At 63.6% G+C, this 21,165-nt stretch carries 22 protein-coding genes; 7 read left to right on the top strand and 15 right to left on the bottom strand.

The window, feature by feature from the left end:
• Nucleotides 1-234: 234 nt before the first annotated feature.
• Together ACFOKJ_RS14315 and ppsA are read right to left on the bottom strand one after the other, a co-directional pair.
• Entirely contained in the window at nt 235-1,236 is a 1,002-nt protein-coding gene (locus ACFOKJ_RS14315; protein ID WP_390280782.1) for a class 1 fructose-bisphosphatase, read from the bottom strand.
• Between the two features lie 180 nt (nt 1,237-1,416).
• Nucleotides 1,417-3,804, bottom strand: a complete 2,388-nt coding sequence (ppsA, locus tag ACFOKJ_RS14310) for a phosphoenolpyruvate synthase (RefSeq protein ID WP_390280780.1) — start codon at nt 3,802-3,804, stop codon at nt 1,417-1,419.
• Nucleotides 3,805-4,093: 289 nt separating this feature from the next.
• Between ppsA and ppsR the strand changes: the two genes are divergently transcribed.
• From ppsR to ACFOKJ_RS14290, 4 genes are all read left to right on the top strand, one after another.
• Nucleotides 4,094-4,915, top strand: coding sequence for a posphoenolpyruvate synthetase regulatory kinase/phosphorylase PpsR (gene ppsR, locus ACFOKJ_RS14305; RefSeq protein WP_390280778.1), 822 nt, complete (start codon nt 4,094-4,096; stop codon nt 4,913-4,915).
• 243 nt (nt 4,916-5,158) lie between these two features.
• Nucleotides 5,159-6,184: a tryptophan--tRNA ligase gene (trpS, locus tag ACFOKJ_RS14300; RefSeq protein WP_390280776.1), complete on the top strand. Its 1,026-nt coding sequence runs from the start codon at nt 5,159-5,161 to the stop codon at nt 6,182-6,184.
• A gap of 64 nt (nt 6,185-6,248) precedes the next feature.
• Nucleotides 6,249-6,560 carry a chorismate mutase gene (locus ACFOKJ_RS14295; RefSeq protein ID WP_390280774.1) on the top strand — a complete coding sequence of 104 codons (312 nt, stop codon included), beginning with the start codon at nt 6,249-6,251 and terminating at the stop codon, nt 6,558-6,560.
• Nucleotides 6,557-6,862, top strand: a complete 306-nt coding sequence (locus tag ACFOKJ_RS14290) for an isochorismate lyase (protein WP_390280772.1) — start codon at nt 6,557-6,559, stop codon at nt 6,860-6,862. The genes ACFOKJ_RS14295 and ACFOKJ_RS14290 overlap by 4 nt, the downstream gene beginning before the upstream one ends.
• On the opposite strand, the gene ACFOKJ_RS14285 is transcribed toward ACFOKJ_RS14290, so the two are convergent.
• Nucleotides 6,859-7,473 carry a LysE/ArgO family amino acid transporter gene (locus ACFOKJ_RS14285; RefSeq protein ID WP_390280771.1) on the bottom strand — a complete coding sequence of 205 codons (615 nt, stop codon included), beginning with the start codon at nt 7,471-7,473 and terminating at the stop codon, nt 6,859-6,861. The genes ACFOKJ_RS14290 and ACFOKJ_RS14285 overlap by 4 nt on opposite strands.
• Before the next feature lie 119 nt (nt 7,474-7,592).
• Between ACFOKJ_RS14285 and ACFOKJ_RS14280 the strand changes: the two genes are divergently transcribed.
• The gene (locus ACFOKJ_RS14280; RefSeq protein WP_390280769.1) at nt 7,593-8,486 is read left to right on the top strand and encodes a LysR family transcriptional regulator ArgP; all 894 of its coding nucleotides are present in this window, start codon (nt 7,593-7,595) and stop codon (nt 8,484-8,486) included.
• Nucleotides 8,487-8,505: 19 nt separating this feature from the next.
• On the opposite strand, the gene ACFOKJ_RS14275 is transcribed toward ACFOKJ_RS14280, so the two are convergent.
• From ACFOKJ_RS14275 to ACFOKJ_RS14225, 11 genes are all read right to left on the bottom strand, one after another.
• Nucleotides 8,506-8,847 (bottom strand): hypothetical protein, encoded by a 342-nt coding sequence (locus tag ACFOKJ_RS14275; protein WP_390280767.1) that lies wholly within the window; start codon nt 8,845-8,847, stop codon nt 8,506-8,508.
• The gene (locus ACFOKJ_RS14270) at nt 8,847-9,629 is read right to left on the bottom strand and encodes an MBL fold metallo-hydrolase (RefSeq protein WP_390280765.1); all 783 of its coding nucleotides are present in this window, start codon (nt 9,627-9,629) and stop codon (nt 8,847-8,849) included. Before ACFOKJ_RS14270 ends, ACFOKJ_RS14275 begins: the two co-directional genes overlap by 1 nt.
• A 10-nt stretch (nt 9,630-9,639) precedes the next feature.
• The gene (locus tag ACFOKJ_RS14265; protein WP_390280763.1) at nt 9,640-10,419 is read right to left on the bottom strand and encodes a TatD family hydrolase; all 780 of its coding nucleotides are present in this window, start codon (nt 10,417-10,419) and stop codon (nt 9,640-9,642) included.
• A 108-nt stretch (nt 10,420-10,527) separates the two neighbouring features.
• Nucleotides 10,528-11,229 (bottom strand): hypothetical protein, encoded by a 702-nt coding sequence (locus ACFOKJ_RS14260; RefSeq protein ID WP_390280761.1) that lies wholly within the window; start codon nt 11,227-11,229, stop codon nt 10,528-10,530.
• Between the two features lie 96 nt (nt 11,230-11,325).
• Nucleotides 11,326-11,718 (bottom strand): PilZ domain-containing protein, encoded by a 393-nt coding sequence (locus ACFOKJ_RS14255; RefSeq protein WP_390280759.1) that lies wholly within the window; start codon nt 11,716-11,718, stop codon nt 11,326-11,328.
• Nucleotides 11,718-12,719 carry a DNA polymerase III subunit delta' gene (holB, locus tag ACFOKJ_RS14250; RefSeq protein WP_390280757.1) on the bottom strand — a complete coding sequence of 334 codons (1,002 nt, stop codon included), beginning with the start codon at nt 12,717-12,719 and terminating at the stop codon, nt 11,718-11,720. The genes ACFOKJ_RS14255 and holB overlap by 1 nt, the downstream gene beginning before the upstream one ends.
• A complete protein-coding gene (gene tmk / locus ACFOKJ_RS14245) occupies nt 12,719-13,342 on the bottom strand; it encodes a dTMP kinase (protein WP_390280784.1) in 624 nt (207 codons plus the stop codon). Before tmk ends, holB begins: the two co-directional genes overlap by 1 nt.
• The gene (gene mltG / locus ACFOKJ_RS14240) at nt 13,342-14,340 is read right to left on the bottom strand and encodes an endolytic transglycosylase MltG (RefSeq protein ID WP_390280755.1); all 999 of its coding nucleotides are present in this window, start codon (nt 14,338-14,340) and stop codon (nt 13,342-13,344) included. Before mltG ends, tmk begins: the two co-directional genes overlap by 1 nt.
• A 107-nt stretch (nt 14,341-14,447) precedes the next feature.
• A complete protein-coding gene (locus tag ACFOKJ_RS14235; protein ID WP_390280753.1) occupies nt 14,448-15,002 on the bottom strand; it encodes a DUF2946 family protein in 555 nt (184 codons plus the stop codon).
• A gap of 8 nt (nt 15,003-15,010) precedes the next feature.
• Complete coding sequence (locus ACFOKJ_RS14230) at nt 15,011-17,503, bottom strand: ABC transporter permease (RefSeq protein ID WP_390280751.1); 2,493 nt, start codon at nt 17,501-17,503, stop codon at nt 15,011-15,013.
• Complete coding sequence (locus ACFOKJ_RS14225; protein ID WP_390280749.1) at nt 17,500-18,195, bottom strand: ABC transporter ATP-binding protein; 696 nt, start codon at nt 18,193-18,195, stop codon at nt 17,500-17,502. The genes ACFOKJ_RS14230 and ACFOKJ_RS14225 overlap by 4 nt, the downstream gene beginning before the upstream one ends.
• Before the next feature lie 25 nt (nt 18,196-18,220).
• Here ACFOKJ_RS14225 and ACFOKJ_RS14220 point away from each other — a divergent pair, with 25 nt between their 5' ends.
• Both ACFOKJ_RS14220 and ACFOKJ_RS14215 read left to right on the top strand, forming a co-directional pair.
• Complete coding sequence (locus ACFOKJ_RS14220; protein ID WP_390280747.1) at nt 18,221-18,841, top strand: arylesterase; 621 nt, start codon at nt 18,221-18,223, stop codon at nt 18,839-18,841.
• Nucleotides 18,842-18,975: 134 nt separating this feature from the next.
• Nucleotides 18,976-20,199, top strand: coding sequence for an MFS transporter (locus ACFOKJ_RS14215; protein WP_390280745.1), 1,224 nt, complete (start codon nt 18,976-18,978; stop codon nt 20,197-20,199).
• A 120-nt stretch (nt 20,200-20,319) separates the two neighbouring features.
• On the opposite strand, the gene ACFOKJ_RS14210 is transcribed toward ACFOKJ_RS14215, so the two are convergent.
• A complete protein-coding gene (locus tag ACFOKJ_RS14210; RefSeq protein ID WP_390280743.1) occupies nt 20,320-20,934 on the bottom strand; it encodes a peroxiredoxin in 615 nt (204 codons plus the stop codon).
• Nucleotides 20,935-21,165 lie beyond the last annotated feature (231 nt).

Here is a 21,165-nt window from a genome sequence, read left to right as displayed (position 1 = left end):
GTCTGGCTTGCCAGGCACTTACACCTATCGGTTATTTGGTTTGTTAAAGAGCGGGCTGACTTCGTTTCGTGTCGTCGTCAGCAGAGGAGGCGAACTATACCCATCAGCCCGAACTGCGTCAACAGCGAATTGCGCGAAAAGACCAACGAATTCGACAAGTGCTTGATCTGCAAGGCAGCTGAAAAGTAAAAAAGCTTGGCCGCAGCCAAGCTTTTGTCGAAAAAGCCATTGCAATCAGGCTTTGTGGTAGCCGGTCACGCGTTCAACTTCTTCGCGCGAACCCAGGAATACCGCCACACGCTCGTGCAGGCCGGTCGGCTGGATGTCCAGGATACGCTGATGACCGTTGGTTGCCACACCACCAGCCTGCTCGACGATGAAGGCCATCGGGTTGCCTTCGTACATCAGGCGCAGCTTGCCCGGCTTGGACGGATCGCGCGCGTCTTTCGGGTACATGAATACACCACCACGTACCAGGATGCGATGCACTTCGGCCACCATGGAGGCTACCCAGCGCATGTTGTAGTCCTTGCCCAGCGGGCCTTCGCTACCGGCCAGCATCTCGTCGATGTAGCGACGCACCGGCGGCTCCCAGTGACGCATATTGGACATATTGATGGCGAATTCCTTGGTGGTTTCCGGCACCTGCATGCGCGGGTTGGTCAGCACCCAGGAACCCAGCTCGCGATCCAGCGTGAAGCCATATACGCCCTGCCCGAAGGTGAGCACCAGCATGTTCTGCGGGCCATACACCGCGTAACCGGCGGCTACCTGGCGGCTGCCCGGCTGCAGGAAGTCCTGCTCGGTGGGCTGGGTATTGCCTTCCGGCGCTTCCAGCACCGAGAAGATGGTGCCAACAGAGATGTTGACGTCAATGTTGGAGGAGCCATCCAGCGGATCGAACATCAGCAGGTAACGGCCACGCGGCATGTGATCGGGAATGGAGTGCGGCAGTTCCATTTCTTCGGATGCCATGGCACCGAGGTTACCACCCCACTCGTTGGCTTCCAGCAGGATGTCGTTGGCGATCACGTCCAGCTTCTTCTGGGCTTCGCCCTGTACGTTGCCGGTGCCGGCTTCGCCAAGCACGCCGGCCAGCGCGCCCTTGTTGACGGAATGGGCAATCGCCTTGCAGGCGCGGGCCACGGTTTCGATCAGCAGACGCAGATCCGGCGGCAGGGCACCGTGCTGGCGCTGCTCTTCAATCAGGAAACGGGAAAGGGAGATACGGCTCATGCTGGTCCTCGTATCGCAAGGCATTGATAAATTCGGTTGACGGCAGTTTACCACTGCACTTTTGGGCTGCGGGATGTTGGTGCATGACTACATGAAAATAGCCATGAAAAACGCCCGACAGGCGGGCAACGGTGTGACACCGCTGCGCTGTCGGGCGTGGAGGCTACCTTGCGGCCAACCTTAGACGTTCAGTTCCTTGGCCAGGTACAGCCAGGTTTCCACCACGGTGTCCGGGTTGAGGGAGATGGTTTCGATACCTTCCTCTACCAGCCACTTGGCGAAGTCCGGATGATCGGACGGACCCTGACCACAGATGCCCACGTACTTGTCGAGCTTGCGGCAAGCCTGGATAGCCATATGCAGCATGGCCTTCACGGCTTCGTTGCGCTCGTCGAAGGTGGCGGCAATCGGGCCCCCGGAGTCACGATCCACGCCCAGGGTGAGCTGGGTCATGTCGTTGGAACCGATGGAGAAGCCGTCAAAGAACTGCAGGAACTTCTCGGCCAGTACCGCGTTGGTCGGCAGTTCGCACATCATGATCAGGCGCAGGCCGTTTTCGCCGCGCTTCAGGCCGTTGGCGGCCAGGATCTCGATGACTTTCTCGGCTTCGGCCAGGGTACGCACGAACGGGATCATCACTTCCACGTTGGTGAGGCCCATTACGTCGCGCACTTTCTTGATGGCGCGGCATTCCAGCTCGAAGCAATCGCGGAAGCTGTCGGCCACGTAGCGGGCGGCACCACGGAAACCGATCATCGGGTTCTCTTCGTGCGGCTCGTACAGTTGGCCACCGATCAGGTTGGCGTACTCGTTCGACTTGAAGTCGGACATGCGTACGATGACCTTTTTCGGGGTGAAGGCTGCGGCCAAGGTGGATACGCCCTCGGCGATCTTGTCGACGTAGAAGTCAACCGGGCTGGCGTAACCGGCGATGCGGTCGCTGATGGTGGCTTTCAGGTCGGCCGGCAGGCGGTCGAACTCCAGCAGCGCTTTCGGGTGGATACCGATCTGGCGGTTGATCACGAATTCCATGCGTGCCAGGCCCACGCCTTCGTTCGGCAGCTGCGCGAAGTCGAAAGCCAGTTCCGGGTTACCCACGTTCATCATGATCTTGACCGGGGACTTGGGCATCTTGTCCAGTTCCAGGTCGATGATTTCCACGTCCAGCAGGCCGTCGTAGATGTTGCCGGTGTCGCCTTCGGCGCAGGATACGGTGACCTGCATGCCTTCCTTCAGCACGGCGGTGGCATCGCCACAACCTACTACCGCCGGAATACCCAGTTCACGCGCGATAATCGCTGCGTGGCAGGTACGGCCGCCACGGTTGGTAACGATGGCAGCGGCACGCTTCATTACCGGTTCCCAATCCGGGTCGGTCATGTCGGTAACCAGCACATCGCCCGGCAGCACGCGATCCATTTCGGAGGCGTCCTTGATGGTGCGAACCACACCCTGGCCGATCTTCTGACCAATGGCACGGCCTTCGCACAGCACGGTGGACTTGCTGTTCAGGCGGTAGCGGCGCAGGGTGTCCTTGCGGTTTTCCTGCGACTTCACGGTTTCCGGACGAGCCTGCAGGATGTACAGCTTGCCGTCTTCACCGTCACGGCCCCACTCGATATCCATCGGGCGGGCGTAGTGTTTTTCGATGATCAGCGCGTATTGGGCCAGTTCGGCCACTTCGGCGTCGGTGATCGAGAACTGCTTGCTGAGCTCCGGGGCGACATCGACGGTGCGTACCGAACGGCCGGCTTGCGACGCGTCGGTGAACTCCATCTTGATCAGCTTGGAACCCATGGTCTTGCGCAGGATAGCCGGGCGCCCTGCCTGCAGGGTCGGCTTGTGCACATAGAATTCGTCCGGATTCACGGCACCCTGCACCACGGTCTCACCCAGGCCGTAGGAAGCGGTAACGAATACCACGTCCTCGAAACCGGATTCGGTGTCGATGGTGAACATCACGCCGGCTGCACCGGTATCGGAGCGCACCATGCGCTGGATACCCGCGGACAGTGCTACCACGTCATGGGCAAAGCCCTTGTGTACGCGGTAGGAGATGGCGCGATCGTTATACAGGGAAGCGAACACGTGCTTGATGGCGTCTTTGACGTTTTCAAGGCCACGGATATTCAGGAAGGTTTCTTGTTGGCCCGCGAACGAGGCATCAGGGAGGTCTTCTGCGGTGGCAGAGGAGCGAACTGCTACGGAAATATCGGCGCCGCCGGCATCGGCCACCATTTTGTCCCAAGCTTGCTTGACGTCATTTTCAAGCTTTTCCGGGAATGGTGTATCGATGATCCACTGACGGATTTGCTTGCCGACCTTGGCCAGCTCCGTCACATCATCGACATCCAGTTTGCCTAGGGCGTCGTTAATCCGGTCGGCAAGCCCGTTGTGTCGAAGAAAATCGCGGTAGGCGTCTGCGGTAGTCGCAAAGCCCCCCGGCACTCGCACGCCGGAATTTGCAAGCTGGCTGATCATTTCGCCGAGCGAGGCGTTTTTACCGCCTACGCTTTCGACATCGGTCATGCGCAGCTTCTCGAACCAGATGACGTAGTTCTCTGCCATCACTTCACTTCCTGTGTTGGATTGGACGATAGGGAAGCCCGCATTCTAGCCGAACAACTCCTTGTTTGCGTAGCAACTTTTGCAATGCACAACGAGGGGTTTTCCCTTGCCGGAACGCGGACCTGACTCCCGTCCACGATCCTATCTCATTGTTGGGCAAGGAAAAATGTAATTTAACGACTACATGAAATGGCAACATCGGCGTCACATGGCGGCACTGCATCTTGTCGCATGCGGCAATTACGCACAGACTGTAGTGCACAACCCCAAGACCCAGCAGGACAACAGCATGCCAAACCGCCGCTCTGTATTCTTTGTTTCTGATCGCACCGGCATTACCGCCGAATCGCTCGGCAACACCTTGCTCACCCAGTTCGATACCGAAGAGTTCAACCGCGAAACCGAACCGTTCATCGACACGGTGGAAAAAGCGCAGGAGCTGGCGCAGCGCATCGACGAGATTGCGGCCAACGATCATCGCAAGCCACTGGTGTTCACCAGCATCATCAAGGCGGATGTACGCGCCGCGCTGACGGTGAAGACCGCACTGGTAATCGACTTTTTCCAGACCTTCATCGGCGAGCTGGAGGCCGAGCTGGGCGAAAAGGCCACCATGTCGGTGGGCAAGGCGCACGGCATGGATGATGAAGAGAAGTACGACCACCGCATCGAGGCGGTGAACTTCTCGCTCAACCACGATGACGGCGTGAAGCTGAAGGATCTGGACGAAGCCGACGTGATCCTGGTTGGCGTATCCCGCTCCGGCAAGACGCCTACCTGCCTGTACCTGGCACTGCAGTACGGCATCAAGGCGGCCAACTACCCGCTGACGCCGGAAGACCTGGACAGCCCGACGCTGCCCAAGATGCTGCTGCCGTTCAAGCAGAAGATGTTCGGCCTCACCATCGACCCGTCGCGCCTGCATCACATCCGCTCCGAGCGCCGCCCGGATTCGCGCTATGCCAGTATGGACAACTGCCGCCGCGAGGTGAACGAAGCCGAGTCGATGTTCCGCCACCATGGCGTGCCGTTCATCAGCACCACGCATATGTCGATCGAGGAGATTGCCTCCACCATCATGCACAATGCCCATCTGGTGCGCCGCTTCTAACCAGACCCAACTATCGAAATTGCTGCTTGACGCAATGCGATAAAGCGTGTTGAGATGAAAAGCATGAAACCCTGCTACGCAACTTCCTCCTTCTTTTTTACCTGGTGGCGCCACTGACGGCGGCACCCAGGTTGCGTACGCACAAGCAAACCCGGGAGCAGCCGAAAAGGCGCCCCGGGTTGATTTTTTCCAGCAGTCCCCTCCCCTAGCGCCTAGTCGGTCTCCCAGACAACGGAGATCAGCATGGACAGCCTCGCAAACATCAGCAGTAGCGACATCATCCTCACCGGCGACCGCACCACCGGCCCGCTGCACCTTGGTCATTACGTAGGCTCGCTGCGCAACCGCGTGATCCTGCAGGATCGCTGCCAGCAGTTTCTGCTGCTCGCCGACGCCCAGGCACTCACCGACAACATGGGCAACTATCTGAAAGTGCGCGACAACGTGCTTCAGGTGGCACTGGACTACCTGGCAGTGGGCATCGACCCGGCCAAGAGCACCATCTTCATCCAGAGCCTGGTGCCGGAGCTGATGGAGCTGGCGTCCTACTACCTGAACCTGGTGACCGTGTCGCGGCTGGAACGCAACCCCACCATCAAGGACGAGATCAAGCAGCGCGGCTACGAACGCGACATCCCGGCCGGCTTCCTCACCTACCCGGCGGCGCAGGCAGCCGACATCACCGCCTTCAAGGCCAGCATCGTGCCGGTGGGCGAAGACCAGATCCCGATGATCGAGCAGACCAACGAGATCGTTCGCCGCTTCAACCACAGCGTTGGCCGCGAGGTGCTGGTGGAGTCGCGCGCGGTGGTGCCGGCCGCCGGCGCCCGCCTGCCGGGCATCGATGGCAAGGCCAAGATGTCCAAGTCGCTTGGCAACGCGCTGCCGCTGTCGGCCAGCGCCGACGAGATCAGCCACGCGGTGAAGATGATGTACACCGACCCCAATCACCTGCGCGTGGAAGACCCGGGCCAGGTGGAAGGCAATGTGGTGTTCGCCTACCTGGACGTGTTCGAGCCGGACAGTGCGCTGGTGGCAGACCTCAAGGCCCGTTACCGCCACGGCGGCCTGGGCGACAGCGTGATCAAGAAACAGCTGGAAGAACGCCTGCAGGCACTGCTGGCACCGATCCGCGCCCGCCGCGAGGAATACGCCAAGGACCCGGCTCAGGTAATGGAAATGCTCAAGCACGGCACCCGCCAGGCACGCGATGTGGCCGCCACCACGCTGGCGGAAGTGAAACATGCCATGGGCCTGAACTACTACTAGACACCAGCAACCGCGCCAAACAACCACCGGCCAGGGTTGGCCGTAAGCACACCGGGAGCACAGCATGGAATGGATCTACGACTGCCGTAATCTGAACGAAGTGCGCGAACAGATCGATCGCCTGGATCGCGCCATTGTCAGCCTGATCGCCGAGCGCGGCCTGTATGTGCAGCAGGCGGCCGGTTTCAAGGAAGGTGCCGAGCCGGAAGAGGACGGTAAGCGCATCGACCAGGTGATGCGCCGCGTCAGCCGTCTGTCCGGCGAGTTGGGCGCCGATGCCGCGCTGACCGCCAAGGTCTATCGCACCATCGTCAGCCATTTCGTGGAAAGCGAGCGCCAGCAGCGACTGCGGCTACTGCAGGGCCAGCCGACATGAGCGGGCGCCTGCCGGCAGCCGACTGCCAGTCACTGCTGGACATCCGCTCCGGAATCGACGACATCGACCAGCAGGTAATCCGCCTGCTGGGCGAACGCTTCGACTACGTGAAAGCAGCCGCCGCCTTCAAGCGCGATGCCGACGCGGTGCGCGCACCGCAACGCCTGCAGCAGATGCTGGCCCAGCGCCGCGACTGGGCCACGCAGGCCGGGCTATCCGCCGATGTGATCGAGGCACTGTATCGCCAGCTGGTGGAGTATTTCATCGCCGAAGAGCTGCGCCACTGGCAACACGGCAACTAACTGCCGGACAGCGCCAGCACCGCCGCCAGGCTCCACATCACCGAGCCCACCACGCCATCCAGCACGCGCCAGGACAGCGGCTTGGCAAACAGCGGCGCCAGCAGGCGGGCACCATAGCCCAGCGACAGGAACCACAACGCCGAGGCGCAGCAGGCACCCAGCGCGAACCACAGCCTGCTGTCTGCCGGCTGCTGGCCACCGATGGAACCCAGCAGCACCACGGTATCCAGGTAGACGTGCGGGTTGAGCAGTGTCATCGCCAATACGGTGAGCAGCGCCTGGCGCAAGGGAATCTGCGCCTGCCCGGCGGCCACCGCCAGGCTGTCATTGCCCAGCACCGCGCGCCAGGCGCGCAATCCATACCAGAACAGGAACGCCGCCCCGCCCCAGCGGGCCAGCTCCAGCAGCAGCGGGCTGTGCTGGATCAGCACCCCCATGCCGGCCACGCCAGCTGCGATCAGCAGCATGTCGCACACGATGCACACCAGCACCGTGGCGCCGACATGCTGACGCAGCAGCCCCATGCGCAGCACGTGTGCGTTCTGCGAACCGATGGCCATGATCAGGCTGGCTCCCAGCCCCAGCCCCTTGAGAAATGCCACGCTTGTCATCTGCCTGCTCCTTTTGTATCTCGTTGCCTGCAGCTTGCCGCAAGCCCGCCGCCATACAAAGCAAGATTAATTTTTCTGCCGTATCATTAAAATTTCTTAATGTAAGGTTGGCCGCAAGCATGAAACTCGACCCGCGCCAGAGCGAGGCCTTTCAGGCCGCCATTGCCAGCGGCAGCCTGGAAGCCGCCGCCCGCCAGCTGCATGTGACGCCGTCAGCGCTGTCGCAGCGCATTCGCGCGCTGGAAGAAAGCCTGGGCAAGCCGCTGCTGGTACGCAGCCGCCCCTGCCGCCCGACACGGGAAGGCCAGCTGCTGTTGCAGCATCTGCAACGCGCCGCCCTGCTGGAGGCTGACCTGGCAGCCAGCTTTCGCGACGATGCCAATACCCTGCTCAGCGTGCCGCTGGCGCTGAATGCCGACAGTGTGGCCAGCTGGTTCCTGCCGGCACTGGCGCCATTCCTGATCAGCAAAGGCATTTTGCTGGAGCTGACGGTGGACGATCAGGACCATACCTACAACCTGCTGCAGGCCGGGCTGGCGGTGGGCTGCGTATCCACCGAGGCACAAGCCATGCGCGGTTGCAGCACGGTGAAGCTGGGAGTGATGCGCTACCGCGCCATGGCATCGCCGGCATTCATGCAGCGCCACTTTGCCGCTGGCGTGACACGCGATGCGCTGCGCCAGGCGCCGGTGATGATCTACAACCGCAAGGACAAGCTGCAGGACAACTGGCTGCAGCAGCATTTCGGCCTGTCACAGTCCGCCTGCCCCTGCCACTACCTGCCGGCCTCCGACCCCTACCTGCAGGCAGTGCGACTGGGGCTGGGCTGGGGCATGCTGCCGGAAGTACAAGTGGCCGCACATGGCGGCCACGAAGGTCTGCTGGATCTGCTGCCGCAGCACCCGGTGGATGTGATGCTGTACTGGCACAGCTGGAAGGTACAAGCCCCTCGGCTGGAGCAACTCTCCGCCGCACTGGTGGCGGCGGCTCGCGAGGCGCTGCAGCAAGGCTGAGCAGCTGCGAGCCCGCGGCTTACTGCGGTGCCGGCTGTGGCAGCAGACGCTCCATCAGCTGACCGCCGCCGTTGGCCGGTGCCGGCAGCAAGTGCATGCCGCCCCAGGCCAGCAATGCCAGTATTGCCACCACTGCCCCGCCCTTGACCATGAAGCCATAGCTCCAGCCAACTTGCTGCTTGTTGCGGATGCCGTACAGCAGCGCCAGCGGCGGCAGGAAAAACGACAAACTGCCCCACACGATGCGGCCGTTATTGAACGCCGCCAGGGTGGCCCCCAGGCAGCCGAGGTAAAACATTGCCACCGCAATGGCGAACACCAGCCCAACCACGCAGGTAAGCACAATCAACAGGATTTCCATCAGTCTTCCAGGTCAGTAGCCGGCAATTGCAGGCCATCATAAGCAACGGCGACACCAGGCGGGCACTGCGCCATAAGCGCGTGATATTCCAGCTGGTGCGTCATGTGAATCAGCCAGGTCTGGCGTGCGGCCAACCTTTGCGCCCAGCTCAGCGAGGCTTCCAGGTGCAGGTGCGACGGGTACGGCTCCGGCCGCAGGCAATCCAGGAACAGCGTATCCAAGCCCTGCAGCAGCGCGATGCTGCTGTCCGGAATCTCCGATACATCGGTAAGCCAGGCAGTATTGCCGATGCGCCAGCCCAGGCAGGGCCAGGCGCCGTGGCGCAGCGGAATCGGCGTTACCGTCACCCCGCCGATGCGGAACGACGCACTCACCGTCTCGGTCACCAGCACTGGCTTGTCCCACACCGGCGACGGCGGCGCCAGCGCGTAGTCGAAGCGGCGACGGATATTGTCCAGCGTGAAGTCGTTACCGTACAGCGTGATCGGCCCGCGCTTCACATAGCAGAAGGCGCGCAGGTCGTCGATGCCGTTGAGGTGATCGGCATGCGGATGGCTGTAAAGCACCGCATCCACCTGGGTAATACCCTCGCGCAATGCCTGCTGGCGCAAGTCGGGTGAGGTATCGATCAGCACCCCCTGGGCGCCGATGCGCACATAGGCGGAACAACGGGTGCGCACATTACGCACATCGGCCGAGCTGCAGGTAGCGCAGCTGCAACCGATGGCCGGCGTGCCGCTGCTGGAGCCGCAGCCCAATACCGTCCACTGCACCGATGTCATTACGGCCTCCCTATGCCGGCTGGCGCTGCGCCTTGGCAAACAGGCGGAAATAGTTGTCGCTGGTGGCTGCGGCCAACGTTTCAAACGCCATGCCACGCAGCTCGGCCACATGCTCGGCCACATGCTTCACATAGGCCGGCTCGTTGGTCTTGCCACGGTACGGCACCGGCGCCAGATACGGCGAATCGGTTTCCACCAGCAGGCGGTCCAGCGGCACTTTCTGCGCCACTTCCTTCACCACCGCGGCGTTCTTGAAGGTAACAATACCGGACAGCGAAATGTAGAAGCCGAGGTCCAGCGCCAGGCGTGCAATGTCCCAGCTTTCGGTAAAGCAGTGCATCACCCCGCCCACCGCGTCGGCGCCATGTTCGCGCATCAAGCGCACTGTATCCTGCGCGGAGGAGCGGGTGTGAATCACCAGCGGCAGGCCGGTACGGCGCGCGGCGCGGATATGCACCGCGAAGCGCTCGTGCTGCCAGGCCAGATCGCCCTGGCACCAGTGGTAATCCAGCCCGGTCTCGCCGATGCCCACCACCTTGGGGTGGGCGGCATGCGCTACTAGCTCGTCCTCGCTGAACTCCTCGGCATCCGGATCATCCGGGTGGATGCCCACAGTGGCGAACAGGTTGGCGTGCGCCTCGGCCAGCGCCAGTACCTCCGGGTACTTGGGCTTGCTCACCCCGATCACCATGGCGTGGCTCACGCCGTTGGCGGCCATATTGGCCAGCACTTCCGGCATGCGCGCGGCGAGGTCAGGGAAATTGATGTGGCAGTGGGAGTCAACCAGCATGATGCATCTTCCAAAAAAATTGCGGCCAACAGTTGGCCGCAACGTTTGCCCGCGAAATTGTAGAAGAAGGTCAAGCAGTTGTGAACCGCAACTAGAGATGACAGGTCATCAGAAAAAGTTCTGCTGCACATTATCGCGCAGCTGCAGCACTTCACGCTTGAACGGCTCGATACCATCGCCGAGCACCGGCTTGGCACGGTAAACGTAGAAATGGTTGGAATTGCGCGACAGAAACATTTCCTGCTCGTAGATTTCACTGCCAGGGGCATATATCGCGTTGTCGCGGACAAATTGGGCCAGGCCGGTCGCTTTGTTTGCAGCAGCGGCAGGCACCGCCTCTGGCAGCTGACTCTGCACAATCGCGACGCAAGAAACCCTGCGCGTGGTATCCGACTGGATATCCTGGAAGGCATAACGGGCATCCCGCTGACAATATGCAGGCGAGCGCGACAAGATTTCGTCTTGATAGCGTGAGCTAAGGCTCATGCTCACAAACAGCAGCTCCAGTGCATGATCTGCAACTTCCCTCTCCAGCAGCATGTACCCTGTCGCAGCGCTGCGACTGCTTAACGCCCCATCCCTGACGGCTTCCAGATCATAACCGCTCTGGGCCACACGCCATTGCCCCCCCAGATCTATCCGCTTGCCGGCCAGGGAGAATCCGCTGAGCGCCAGCTTGGCCGGCAGAGTTGCCACGAATTTTTCACCTTGGTCCTTGGGGGAATCAAAATAACCGAAATCAATCTGCACTTCGTTGGCACACACGGTTGTTGCCATCGCCAATAGCAGGCTACCTGCCAATACCTTCATGCTTTCCCTTTCTTACTGCCCAGATCGTGTATAAAAAATGACATTGGATTTTACACAATATGGATAGTGTGAAAACAGAAAATGCAATCGGCACCACTACATGGTATGCGTTGGCCGCGTGGAGTTGATGGCGCCGGCCAGCAGGGTTTCGATGCGGTCGCGGGCATGTTTGCCGGCATCGCTATCGGCAAACTCGATGCCCACCCCCTGGCTGCGGTTGGTATTGCCCGCAGCCGGGGTGATCCACACCACCTTGCCCTGCACCGCCACCTTCTGCGGGTCATCTAGCAGCGTCAGCAGCAGGAATACCTCGTCGCCCAGGCTGTAGCTGCGGGCGGTGGGCACAAAGATGCCGCCGCAGCTCAGAAACGGCATATAGGCGGCATACAGTGCGCTGCGTTCCTTGATGGCCAGCGACAGCACGCCGGGGCGGGCGCCTTCGGCTTTGCCTTCAGCCGGCTCGTTACGGGCGGGAGTGGTATCGGTCATCAGTTTTTACCGCTGAACACTTTCAGGTAGTGCATCAGCAGGGCCTCCAGTTGTAGACGGGTCACCAGGGTGTGCTGCCCGAATGGCAGCAGCAGGTTGAGTTCGCGCTGGCAATGCATCAATTGCGCCAGGTCCAGCCGCGGCAACAGGCGCTCCAGCGCTGGCTGCCTGTCCGGATAATAGCGAACCTGCCCGGCCAGCTTCAAACTGGCCAGGTCATGCAGCCACTTGCCCAGCCAGGATAAGGGCACCGCCAGCGGCAGCTTGTGGCGATCCAGCTTTTCCATGGCACTGAGCACGCTGCCCATGCCCAGCTGGGTCAGGCTGGAAATGAAATCGTCGCGCACCGCGGCCAGCTCGGCATCATGTACAAATACCGGCATGCCGCCATGGAAGGCCAGCTCACTGGCGGCGTTGTCCATGCCCTGCTGCTGCAGCCAGGCCAGCGCCACGTCTGCGGCCGGCGCAGTGAGCGGGAACTGCCGGCAGCGGCTCTTGATGGTGGGCAGCAGCCGTTGCGGTGCATCGGCCACCAGCAGGAACACCACGTCGGCCGGTGGTTCTTCCAGCACTTTCAGCAAGGCGTTGGCCGCAGCCGGGTTGAGGCTTTCCGCCGGCTCCACCACTACCACGCGCAGACCGCCGCGATGCGACGACAGGTGGGCGAATTCGATCACCTCGCGCACGCCGTCGATCTTGATTACCGGCAGCTTGCGGCGAGCGGCCTTGCCTTCCTTGCCCTCGTCGTCCTCGTCCTCCACTTCCGGCGCCAGGTGACGGTAATCCGGGTGGTTGCCGGTATCGAACCAGTGACAGGCCTGGCACTGGCCGCAAGCGTGGTGATCCGGCTGGCGGTTTTCGCACAGCAGCGCCTTGGCGACCTCGGCAGCAAACTCGCTCTTGCCGATACCGGATGGGCCGGTGAACAGCCAGGCATTGGGCAGGCGCGCAAAGTCCGCGGCCAACCGTTGCCAGTCGGCATATTGCCAGGGGAAGCGCATCAGGCCGCCTTCAGCGCGGCCAGCGCCGCGGCGATGCGCTGCTGCAGCGCCTCCAGCGGCTGGTTGGCGTCCAGCACCAGGAAGCGTTGCGGATTGGCCTGCGCCCGTGCCAGGTACATCTGCCGCACGCGCTGGTGAAAATCCTCGCGCTCCTGCTCGAAGCGATCCGGCAGGCGAGTGCCGGACATGCGCTCGCGCGCCACTTCCAGCGGCACGTCCAGCAGGATGGTGAGATCCGGCTGCAAGCCCTGCTGCACCCAGTGCTCCAGCACCGCGATGCGTTCGGCCGGCACGCCGCGTCCGCCGCCCTGGTAGGCGAAGGTGGCGTCGGTAAAGCGGTCGCTCACCACCCAGTGGCCGGCGGCCAGCTGCGGGCGGATCACGGTGGAGATCAACTCCTGCCGGCTGGCGAACATCAGCAGGGTTTCGGTATCCAGCGTGGCCTCGGTATCGATATCCAGCAGAATCTCGCGCAGTTTCTCGCCCAGCGGCGTGCCGCCCGGCTCGCGGGTGAACACGGCCTCGATGTCCTGCTGCTGCAGCCACTGGCGGATAAAGGTGAGATGGGTGCTCTTGCCGGCGCCATCCAGACCTTCCAGGGTGATGAAGCGTGCGTGGGACATCATTGGCCTTTCTTCAGGATGTATTCCCGGACGGCGGCATTGTGCTCGTCCAGGGTCTCGGAAAACTGCGACTGCCCGCTGCCGTCGCCCTTGGCGACAAAGTACAGCGCGCGGCTCGGCGTGGGGTTGGCCGCGGCATCCAGCGATGCCCTGCCAGGCAGGGCGATGGGGGTCGGCGTCAGGCCGGCACGGGTGTAGGTGTTGTACGGCGAATCGCGACGCAGGTCGGCCTTGCCGATATTGCCGCGATAGCGCTCGCCCATGCCGTAGATCACCGACGGGTCGGTCTGCAGCCGCATGCCCACCCGCAGGCGGTTGACGAACACGCTGGCCACCATGCCGCGATCTTCCTCGTGCGCGGTTTCTTTCTCGATCAGGCTGGCCATGATCAGCAGCTCATAGGGCGAGGTATAGGGCAGGTCGGTGCGGCGCGCCTCCCACACGGTCTGCAGTTGCTGCTGCATGGACTGGTAGGCCCGGCGGTACACCTCCAGATCACTGCTGCCCGGCGTGTAGAAATAGGTGCTGGGGAAGAACAAGCCTTCCGCTGCCGTGGCGCTGATGCCCAGCTCGGCCAGCAGGCGCTGCTCGCTCCAGCCGGAAGTATCCTGGCGCAGATCGCTTTCCTTGCGCAGCGCGTTGCGGAACTGGCGGAAATTCCAGCCTTCGATGATGGTGACGCTGCTCTGGTCCGGGTGGCCATCGCCAAAGCGCGACAGGTACTGCCACATGGCGGTGGCGCTGCCGAACTGGTACATGCCGGGCTTGAGGCGGCGGTCCACGCCCATCATCCGCGACAGGGCCACCAGCACCCAGCGGTTGCGGATGGCGCCATCGTTTTCCAGGGTGCGCGCCAGCTGCATCATGGTGCGATTGGGGCCGACGGTCACCGTGTACGGCTGGCCAGGCGGGTTGACCGGTACCACGATGACCCAGGCCAGCCACACGGCTGCCAGTGTGGCCAACAGGGCCAGTACGCGAAGTAGGTTTCGAATCATGTCTGGTTTGCGATGCTGAGCAACGTGACGCACCGGTCACCCGGCAGGGTGTGCGGTGCAGGGAATGGCGGGAATGATACCACGCAGCATGCCGTTCCCCGCGCGGCTCACGGTGCCGGCTGCAGCACTACGCCGTAGCTGCCGGCCACGCCGCCTTCCGGCAACGGTTTCAGACGCAGACTCCCTTCCGGCAGGTCGAGATGCAGTCGTAACTCGCCACGTTGCCAGGCCTGCCAGGCCGAGTCATCCGGCTGTTCGCCGTCAGGCGTCACGATGCACTCGACCAGCGCCAGCAGGTCACGATCATCCACAAGCGCCGCCTCGCCGCCGATCTCGATATACAGGCTGCCTTCGGCATCCAGATAGGCCAGCCGCGGGCGCTCGGCATCCAGATCCGGCATCAGCTGCCAGCCCTGCGGCTGGCGGCGGGCGATGAACGGCGCCACCTCCAGCGTGACGTACACCTTCTGCGGCCCGTTCTGCACATAGAAGCGCCCTTCGCCGTCACGGGCATAGTTGCGACGGAAAAAATCGGTGATCGCCGGCTGCGTCAGCCGCTCCTCGCGCAGCCACCATTGCCCGCGCGCATCCAGCCGCAGCCAGCCGTATACCGCCGGCACATTCGGCCATTTGGCCATGGCGGCTCTTACCATCTCATCCATGCAGGCTCCTATGCATTACCCCGCAGCACTTCCAGCGGTGACGTGCGGGCAATCACCCGCAACAGCGGCCAGGCAGCCACGATCACCAGCAGCGCGCCGGCCGCCAGCCCCAGCGCCGGTAGCTGCCAGTTCAGTGCCAGCGGCAGATCGAACAGCTTGACCGCCAGCATACCGCCCACTGCCATGGCGCCGATACCGGCCAACAGGCCGGACAGCGCACCCAGCGCCCCCAGTTCGGCCAGCAGCACGCTGCGCAGCTGACGCCGCGATGCGCCCAGCGCCCGCAGCAGCGCGGCATCGGCCAGCCGCTCGTCGCGAGTGGTGGTCAGCGCCGCCCACAGCACCAGGATGCCGGCCAGCAGCGTCAGCACGAACATGGCTTCCACCGCCAGCGCCAGCCGGTCGATCACGGCTTTCACCTCGCGCACGATGACGCTGATATCGATTACCGTCACGTTCGGCAGCGCCGCTACCAGCCGGTTGTTGAAGCCGGCATCCGGTGCGCGGTAGCTGGCAATGTAGCTGGCAGTCTGCCCACCCAGCCAGGACGACGGCCCCAGCACGAAGAAATTGGGCTGGAAGCTGTCCCACGCCACCTTGCGCAGGCTGCTTACCCGTGCCTGGTAGCGCGTGCCGGCAATATCGAACGCCAGCGTATCGCCCAGGCGGATGCCCAGCGTCTCGGCCAGCCCCTGCTCCACCGAGAACTGCGGCGCGGCACTGCCTGGCTGCCACCACTGTCCGGCCACCACGCTGTTGCTGCGCCCCAGCTCGTCACGCCACGACAGGTTGAACTCGCGCTCTACCAGCCGTCGCGCCCGGTCATCGGCATAATCCTCGCCCTTGACGGCACGGTTGTTGATGCTGAGCAAACGTGCGCGCGTCATCGGCAACACCTGCGGCGGCGTGGCGCCGCGCTGCTGGAACAAATCGGCCAATGCCTGCCGCTGCGGCGCCTGCAGATTGATCAGGAAGGTATCCGGCGCGTCCGGCGGCAGCGAACGCTGCCAGGCGCCGATCAGGTCATCGCGCACCACGGTCAGCGTCAGCAGCGCCATCAGGCTCACCGCCAGCGCCGCCACTTGCAGCACCGCCAGCAGTGGACGGCGGGCCAGATTGGTGAGGCCATGGCGCCAGCCGCTCTGGCTACCGCTGGCGTAGCGCCCCAGCAGCCACACCAGCACCCATGACAGCAACGCCACTACCGCCAGGAAGCCGAACAGCCCCCCAAGCAGCCACACCGCCAGCGTGGCATCGCCTACCTGCCAGGCAGCCAGGCCCAGCAAGGCGACCAGGGCCAGCAACGGCGCCAGCAGCGAATAGCCGGACTGCGGCAGATCGGCACGCAGCACCGCCAGCGCCGGCACACGGCGCAATGCCAACAAGGGCGGCAAGGCAAAGCCGGCCAGCAGGATCAGCGCCGACAGCGGCCCGGACAACCAGGCCAGCAGGCCAGGTGGCGGCAAGCCCTCGCCCAGCCATTGCCGCGCCAGGTGGATCAGCCCCGCCTGCACGCCAAAACCGGCCAGCGTACCCAGCACCCCGCCCAGCAGCGCGAGCCACAGCAGCAGGCTGCCCCACACTGTGGCCACCTCGGCCCCGGTCTGACCGAAGGCGCGCAGCATGGCCACGCTCTGCCAGTGGCGGTTCAGGTAGCGGCGCACCGCCAGCGCCACCGCAGCTGCGGCCAGGGTGACCGACAGCACCGCCGACAGGCCGAGGAAACGCCGCGCCCGCTCCAGCGCGGAGCGCACCTCCGGCCGTGCCTCCTCGATATCCTCCAGCCGGCTGCCAGCCGGCAAGCGTGGCGCCAGCCAGCCGCGCATGGCCTGCACCTGCGCCGGCTCGCCGGCCAGGTACAGCCGGTAGCGGATGCGGCTGCCTTCCTGCACCAGGCCGGTGGCCGGCAGATCCGCCAGGTTCAGCAGCACGCGCGGTACGAAGTTGTACAGGTCCACCGCACCATCCGGCTCGCGCAGCACCTCTGCCGTCAGTCGGAAGCTGCGCTGCCCGATGCGCAGCTCGTCGCCCAGCTGCAAGCCAAGCTTCTGCAGCAGCCGCGCATCGGCCCACACTTCGCCCGGCGCCGGGCGCAATGCCCCCTCGCGCATGCCGTCGCGGTTGCGCAGCTGTACCGCGCCACGCAGCGGATAGCCATCGCTGACCGCTTTCAGGTTCACCAGCGTGGCCTGTTCGCGGGCAAATACCATGGAAGGAAAACTGGCACTGCGCGCGCTGCGCAGCGTGTTGGCCGCAGCCTGCTGCTGCCAGGCCTCCGGCGGTACGCTGCGGCTGTTCACCACCAGGTCGGCGGCCAGCAGCTGGCTGGCCTGCCGCGTCAGCGCGCTGTCGATGCGGTCGGAAAACAGCGCAACGCTGCTCATCGCCGCCACGGCCACCAGCAGCGCGAACAGCAACACCGTCAGCTCGCCGGCACGCAGCTCGCGCCACAACAGGCGCAGCCCCATGCGTAGCGACAGCTCCAGATCCTGGCGCCTCATGCTTCGCTCCGCTGCAGGCAACCATCATGCAGCCGGTAGATGGCGTCGCAGCGCGAAGCCAGCTCGCCATCGTGGGTTACCAGCACCAGCGCGGTGCCGGCCTCGGCATTCAGTTCGAACATCAGCGCCACGATCTGGCGCCCGGTGGTCGGGTCGAGGTTGCCGGTGGGTTCATCGGCGAACAGCACCGTTGGCCGCATCACGAAGGCACGCGCCAGCGCCACCCGCTGCTGCTCGCCGCCGGACAAATGGCGCGGGTAATGCACCAGCCGCGCGCCCAGCCCCACCCGCTGCAGCATGGCGCTTGCCGCCTCGCGCGCATCGCGGCGCCCGGCCAGCTCCAGCGGCAGCATCACGTTCTCCAGCGCGGTAAGCTGCGGCAACAGCTGGAAGTTCTGGAACACGAAACCGACATGCTCGCGGCGCAGCAGCGCACGGCCGTCCTCGTCCAGCTGCGACATCGCCTGCCCCGCCAGCGTCACCTCGCCGGAACTTGCGCCATCCAGACCGGCCAGAATCGCCAGCAGGGTGGATTTTCCGCTGCCGGAAGCGCCGACGATGGCCACGCTCTGCCCGACGGCCACCGCCAGCGAGACATCCTGCAGAATGTGCAGGGTCTGGCCGTGGTAATCCACTTGCCGCGCCACGTGGCGTGCACTGAGAATGGCGTCTTGTTGCGAAGGAGTGCTCATGTTGTCTGCTTGTTGTGGTCGATTCATGTCCTGGTCCGCCATCTTGCGCCGGCTGTTGCCGGCAGCGCTGGCCTGTCTGCTGTGCATCCCCGCAGCGCAAGCCGCCACCATCATGGTATTTGGCGACAGCATTTCCGCCGCCTACGGCATCAACCCGGCGCAAGGCTGGGTGAGCCTGCTGCAACGCCAGCTGGGCACGCAGCACCGCGTGATCAACGCCAGCCTGTCCGGCGAAACCACCGCCGGCGGTCTGGCCCGCCTGCCTACCGTGCTGCAGCAGCACAAACCGGACATCGTGCTGCTGGAACTGGGCGGCAATGACGGCCTGCGCGGGCTGCCGCTGCCCGAGATGCAGCGCAATCTTGGCCGCATGGTACAGCTGGCAAAACAGGCCCGCGCCCGTGTGCTGCTTATCGGTATGGCCCTGCCGCCGAATTATGGCCCGGAATACGGCAGCAAGTTCCAGCAGGTATACCGCAATGTGGCACACGAGCAGAAAATCCCGCTGGTGCCGCTGCTGGTGGCAGGTTTTGAAAGCGACCTGGCGCAATTCCAGAATGACGGCATCCACCCGCTGGCCGGCGCGCAGCCGCGCATGGTGGCCAATGTGCTGCCCACGCTGCAGCCGCTGCTGCGCCGCAACTGAGTCGCCAGCGCCGGCGACGGCGCTGTTTTGCCGGCAAAACGCAGCGTTCCGTCAGCGGCCTTCTTTTGACATGCCAGACAGCTTACCCTTGTGACCGGCACCACTGCAGGAGCAGCTTCCCACAAGGAAATCCCATGCCCACCACCCTCGCCCTTACCCTTGGGCGTCGCATGCTGAGCCCGTTTCGCAGCCTGCCTCCCACCGTCTACGTACAAGTCGTTGCCACCCTGATGAATACCATGGGCGGCATCGCCAAGCTGTTTCTGCCGCTGTATTTCCTGGAGCGCTACCAGCTGCCCTACAGCAGCATCGGCCTATTGATGAGCTGCTATGGCCTGGGCTGCTTCGTCGGCGCCTATGCCGGCGGTGCGCTGTCCGACCGACTGGATGCCCGCAAGTTGGCCGCAAGCCTGCTGCTGGCCAGCGGTCTGCTCACCTGCAGCCTGGCATTGCCGCTGCCGGTGTGGGCGTTTGTACCGCTGCTGCTTCTGACCGGCCTGGCCGACGGCGGTTTCCGCCCCGGCAATATGCGGCTGATCCTGGAGCCATGCGCACCAGACAAGCGCCCGACCGCGCAAGGGCTGTACCGGGTGGCCTTCAACCTGGGCGCCTCGCTGGCCGGCATCACCGGCGGCCTGCTGGCGCCCTATGGCTACCAGTGGGTATTCATCGCGCAAGGGGTATGCAGCATGCTGGCCTGCGGCTGGATGCTGTGGGCCTACCGCCGCTACGGTTTCGACCTGCCGGCACGGCCGGCGCCGCACGCCGCGCAGGCACCGGCCGGCCATGGCTCGCCGTGGCGCGATGGCGCCTTTTTGCAGTTCATGCTCGGCCTGCTGCTGATCGTTGCGGTGTTCGACCAGATGTACGGCACGCTGGGGCTGTTCCTGCGCCAGCATTACGGGCTGGGGCCGCAGTGGCTGGGCTATCTGTTCACCCTCAACGGGCTGATGGTGGTGGGGCTGCAGGTGTGGGTGGCGCAGCGGGTTGGCCGCTGGGGGCTGGCTCGTTGCTCGCAACTGGCGGTGCTGTGCATGGGCAGCAGCTTTCTTTTGCTCAATGCCGGTCATGGTACACTGTGGGCGGTGCTGGCGATGGTGCTGCTGACGCTTGGCGAACTGCTGATGTCGCCCACCTGGAGCAGCATCGTGATGCTGCGTTCGGAGGGCCGCCAGCGCGGCCGCTACCTGGGTATCTACAACGCGGCCTGGAGCGGGCGGGCGCTGTATGCCCCTGCCGTGGGCACCTGGGCCTACGGCCAGTTTGGCGGCGCCATGCTGTGGTGGCTGTGCGCGGGTATCGGCATCATTACCGCGCTGCTGCAGGCCGCGCCGCTGCGGCGCATGCTGGCGCGCTGAATCAAAGAAACATGGCGGAACGCTCCTGCGGGGCTTCCACCCTACTCCATACGTACCAAAGCCCTGCCGGATGGCAGGGCTTCTGATGGCAATCAAGCGTTGGCCGCAGCCAGGCAGTGATTACAGGGCGGCAGCGTTCTCTGCCAGGTAGGAAGCCACGCCTTCAGCGGACGGCTTCATGCCTTTCTTGCCCTTGTTCCAGCCAGCCGGGCACACTTCGCCGTGCTCTTCGGTGAACTGCAGCGCGTCTACCATGCGGATCATTTCGTCAACGTTACGGCCCAGCGGCAGGTTGTTGACAACCTGGTGCTGTACCACGCCGGACTTGTCGATCAGGAAGGAACCGCGGAAGGCCACGCCACCGTCGGCTTCCACGTCGAAGGCCTTGCACAGTTCGTGCTGGATGTCGGCTACCAGGGTGTAGCCAACCTGGCCGATACCGCCTTTTTCCACCGGGGTGTTGCGCCATGCGGCGTGGGTGAACTGGCTGTCGATGGACACGCCGATCACTTCCACGTTACGGGCCTTGAACTCGGCCAGACGGTGGTCGAAGGCGATCAGTTCGGACGGGCACACGAAGGTGAAGTCCAGCGGGTAGAAGAACACCACGGCGTATTTGCCGGCGGTAGCATCCTTGAAGGAGTAGTTGTCAACGATCTCGCCATTGCCAAGTACGGCGGAGAAGGCTTTGGAACCATCAAAGAACGGGGCTTGCTTGCCTACGAGTACGGCCATGAGGATCTCCTTGGGTAAGTCACTTGCTGTAATGAGTGGATGTCCGCTGCCTGCCGGACGCTGACGGGTTATAAACGCAGCGCCCATCAGCGCTCAAATTGAAATTGCCAATTCCTGCCATAGCGACAGGCAATAAGCAGTCGGCGTGTGTCTCAAGATAGTAGCAAGCGTTGCGAATTCAAGATGCTGGACAAATAAAAACAGGCTCCCGGGGGAGCCTGTTTGCTGTCT

Source organism: Vogesella amnigena (genome assembly GCF_042648905.1).
Taxonomy (GTDB): domain Bacteria; phylum Pseudomonadota; class Gammaproteobacteria; order Burkholderiales; family Chromobacteriaceae; genus Vogesella; species Vogesella amnigena.
This window is presented reverse-complemented; position numbering and strand designations above follow the sequence as displayed.

Excerpts from the sequence above, each read along its gene's own strand:
- ACFOKJ_RS14235 (WP_390280753.1), bottom strand. The coding sequence starts at position 15,002 with ATGGATGAGATGGTAAGAGCCGCCATGGCCAAATGGCCGAATGTGCCG.
- ACFOKJ_RS14285 (WP_390280771.1), bottom strand. The coding sequence starts at position 7,473 with ATGACAAGCGTGGCATTTCTCAAGGGGCTGGGGCTGGGAGCCAGCCTG.
- trpS (WP_390280776.1), top strand. The coding sequence starts at position 5,159 with ATGGACAGCCTCGCAAACATCAGCAGTAGCGACATCATCCTCACCGGC.
- ppsA (WP_390280780.1), bottom strand. The coding sequence starts at position 3,804 with ATGGCAGAGAACTACGTCATCTGGTTCGAGAAGCTGCGCATGACCGAT.
- ACFOKJ_RS14265 (WP_390280763.1), bottom strand. The coding sequence starts at position 10,419 with ATGCTGGTTGACTCCCACTGCCACATCAATTTCCCTGACCTCGCCGCG.
- tmk (WP_390280784.1), bottom strand. The coding sequence starts at position 13,342 with ATGTCCCACGCACGCTTCATCACCCTGGAAGGTCTGGATGGCGCCGGC.
- ACFOKJ_RS14215 (WP_390280745.1), top strand. The coding sequence starts at position 18,976 with ATGCCCACCACCCTCGCCCTTACCCTTGGGCGTCGCATGCTGAGCCCG.
- ACFOKJ_RS14315 (WP_390280782.1), bottom strand. The coding sequence starts at position 1,236 with ATGAGCCGTATCTCCCTTTCCCGTTTCCTGATTGAAGAGCAGCGCCAG.
- ACFOKJ_RS14260 (WP_390280761.1), bottom strand. The coding sequence starts at position 11,229 with ATGAAGGTATTGGCAGGTAGCCTGCTATTGGCGATGGCAACAACCGTG.
- ACFOKJ_RS14270 (WP_390280765.1), bottom strand. The coding sequence starts at position 9,629 with ATGACATCGGTGCAGTGGACGGTATTGGGCTGCGGCTCCAGCAGCGGC.
- ACFOKJ_RS14210 (WP_390280743.1), bottom strand. The coding sequence starts at position 20,934 with ATGGCCGTACTCGTAGGCAAGCAAGCCCCGTTCTTTGATGGTTCCAAA.
- ACFOKJ_RS14220 (WP_390280747.1), top strand. The coding sequence starts at position 18,221 with ATGTCCTGGTCCGCCATCTTGCGCCGGCTGTTGCCGGCAGCGCTGGCC.
- ACFOKJ_RS14275 (WP_390280767.1), bottom strand. The coding sequence starts at position 8,847 with ATGGAAATCCTGTTGATTGTGCTTACCTGCGTGGTTGGGCTGGTGTTC.
- ACFOKJ_RS14230 (WP_390280751.1), bottom strand. The coding sequence starts at position 17,503 with ATGAGGCGCCAGGATCTGGAGCTGTCGCTACGCATGGGGCTGCGCCTG.
- ACFOKJ_RS14295 (WP_390280774.1), top strand. The coding sequence starts at position 6,249 with ATGGAATGGATCTACGACTGCCGTAATCTGAACGAAGTGCGCGAACAG.
- mltG (WP_390280755.1), bottom strand. The coding sequence starts at position 14,340 with ATGATTCGAAACCTACTTCGCGTACTGGCCCTGTTGGCCACACTGGCA.
- ACFOKJ_RS14255 (WP_390280759.1), bottom strand. The coding sequence starts at position 11,718 with ATGACCGATACCACTCCCGCCCGTAACGAGCCGGCTGAAGGCAAAGCC.
- holB (WP_390280757.1), bottom strand. The coding sequence starts at position 12,719 with ATGCGCTTCCCCTGGCAATATGCCGACTGGCAACGGTTGGCCGCGGAC.
- ACFOKJ_RS14225 (WP_390280749.1), bottom strand. The coding sequence starts at position 18,195 with ATGAGCACTCCTTCGCAACAAGACGCCATTCTCAGTGCACGCCACGTG.
- ACFOKJ_RS14290 (WP_390280772.1), top strand. The coding sequence starts at position 6,557 with ATGAGCGGGCGCCTGCCGGCAGCCGACTGCCAGTCACTGCTGGACATC.
- ppsR (WP_390280778.1), top strand. The coding sequence starts at position 4,094 with ATGCCAAACCGCCGCTCTGTATTCTTTGTTTCTGATCGCACCGGCATT.
- ACFOKJ_RS14280 (WP_390280769.1), top strand. The coding sequence starts at position 7,593 with ATGAAACTCGACCCGCGCCAGAGCGAGGCCTTTCAGGCCGCCATTGCC.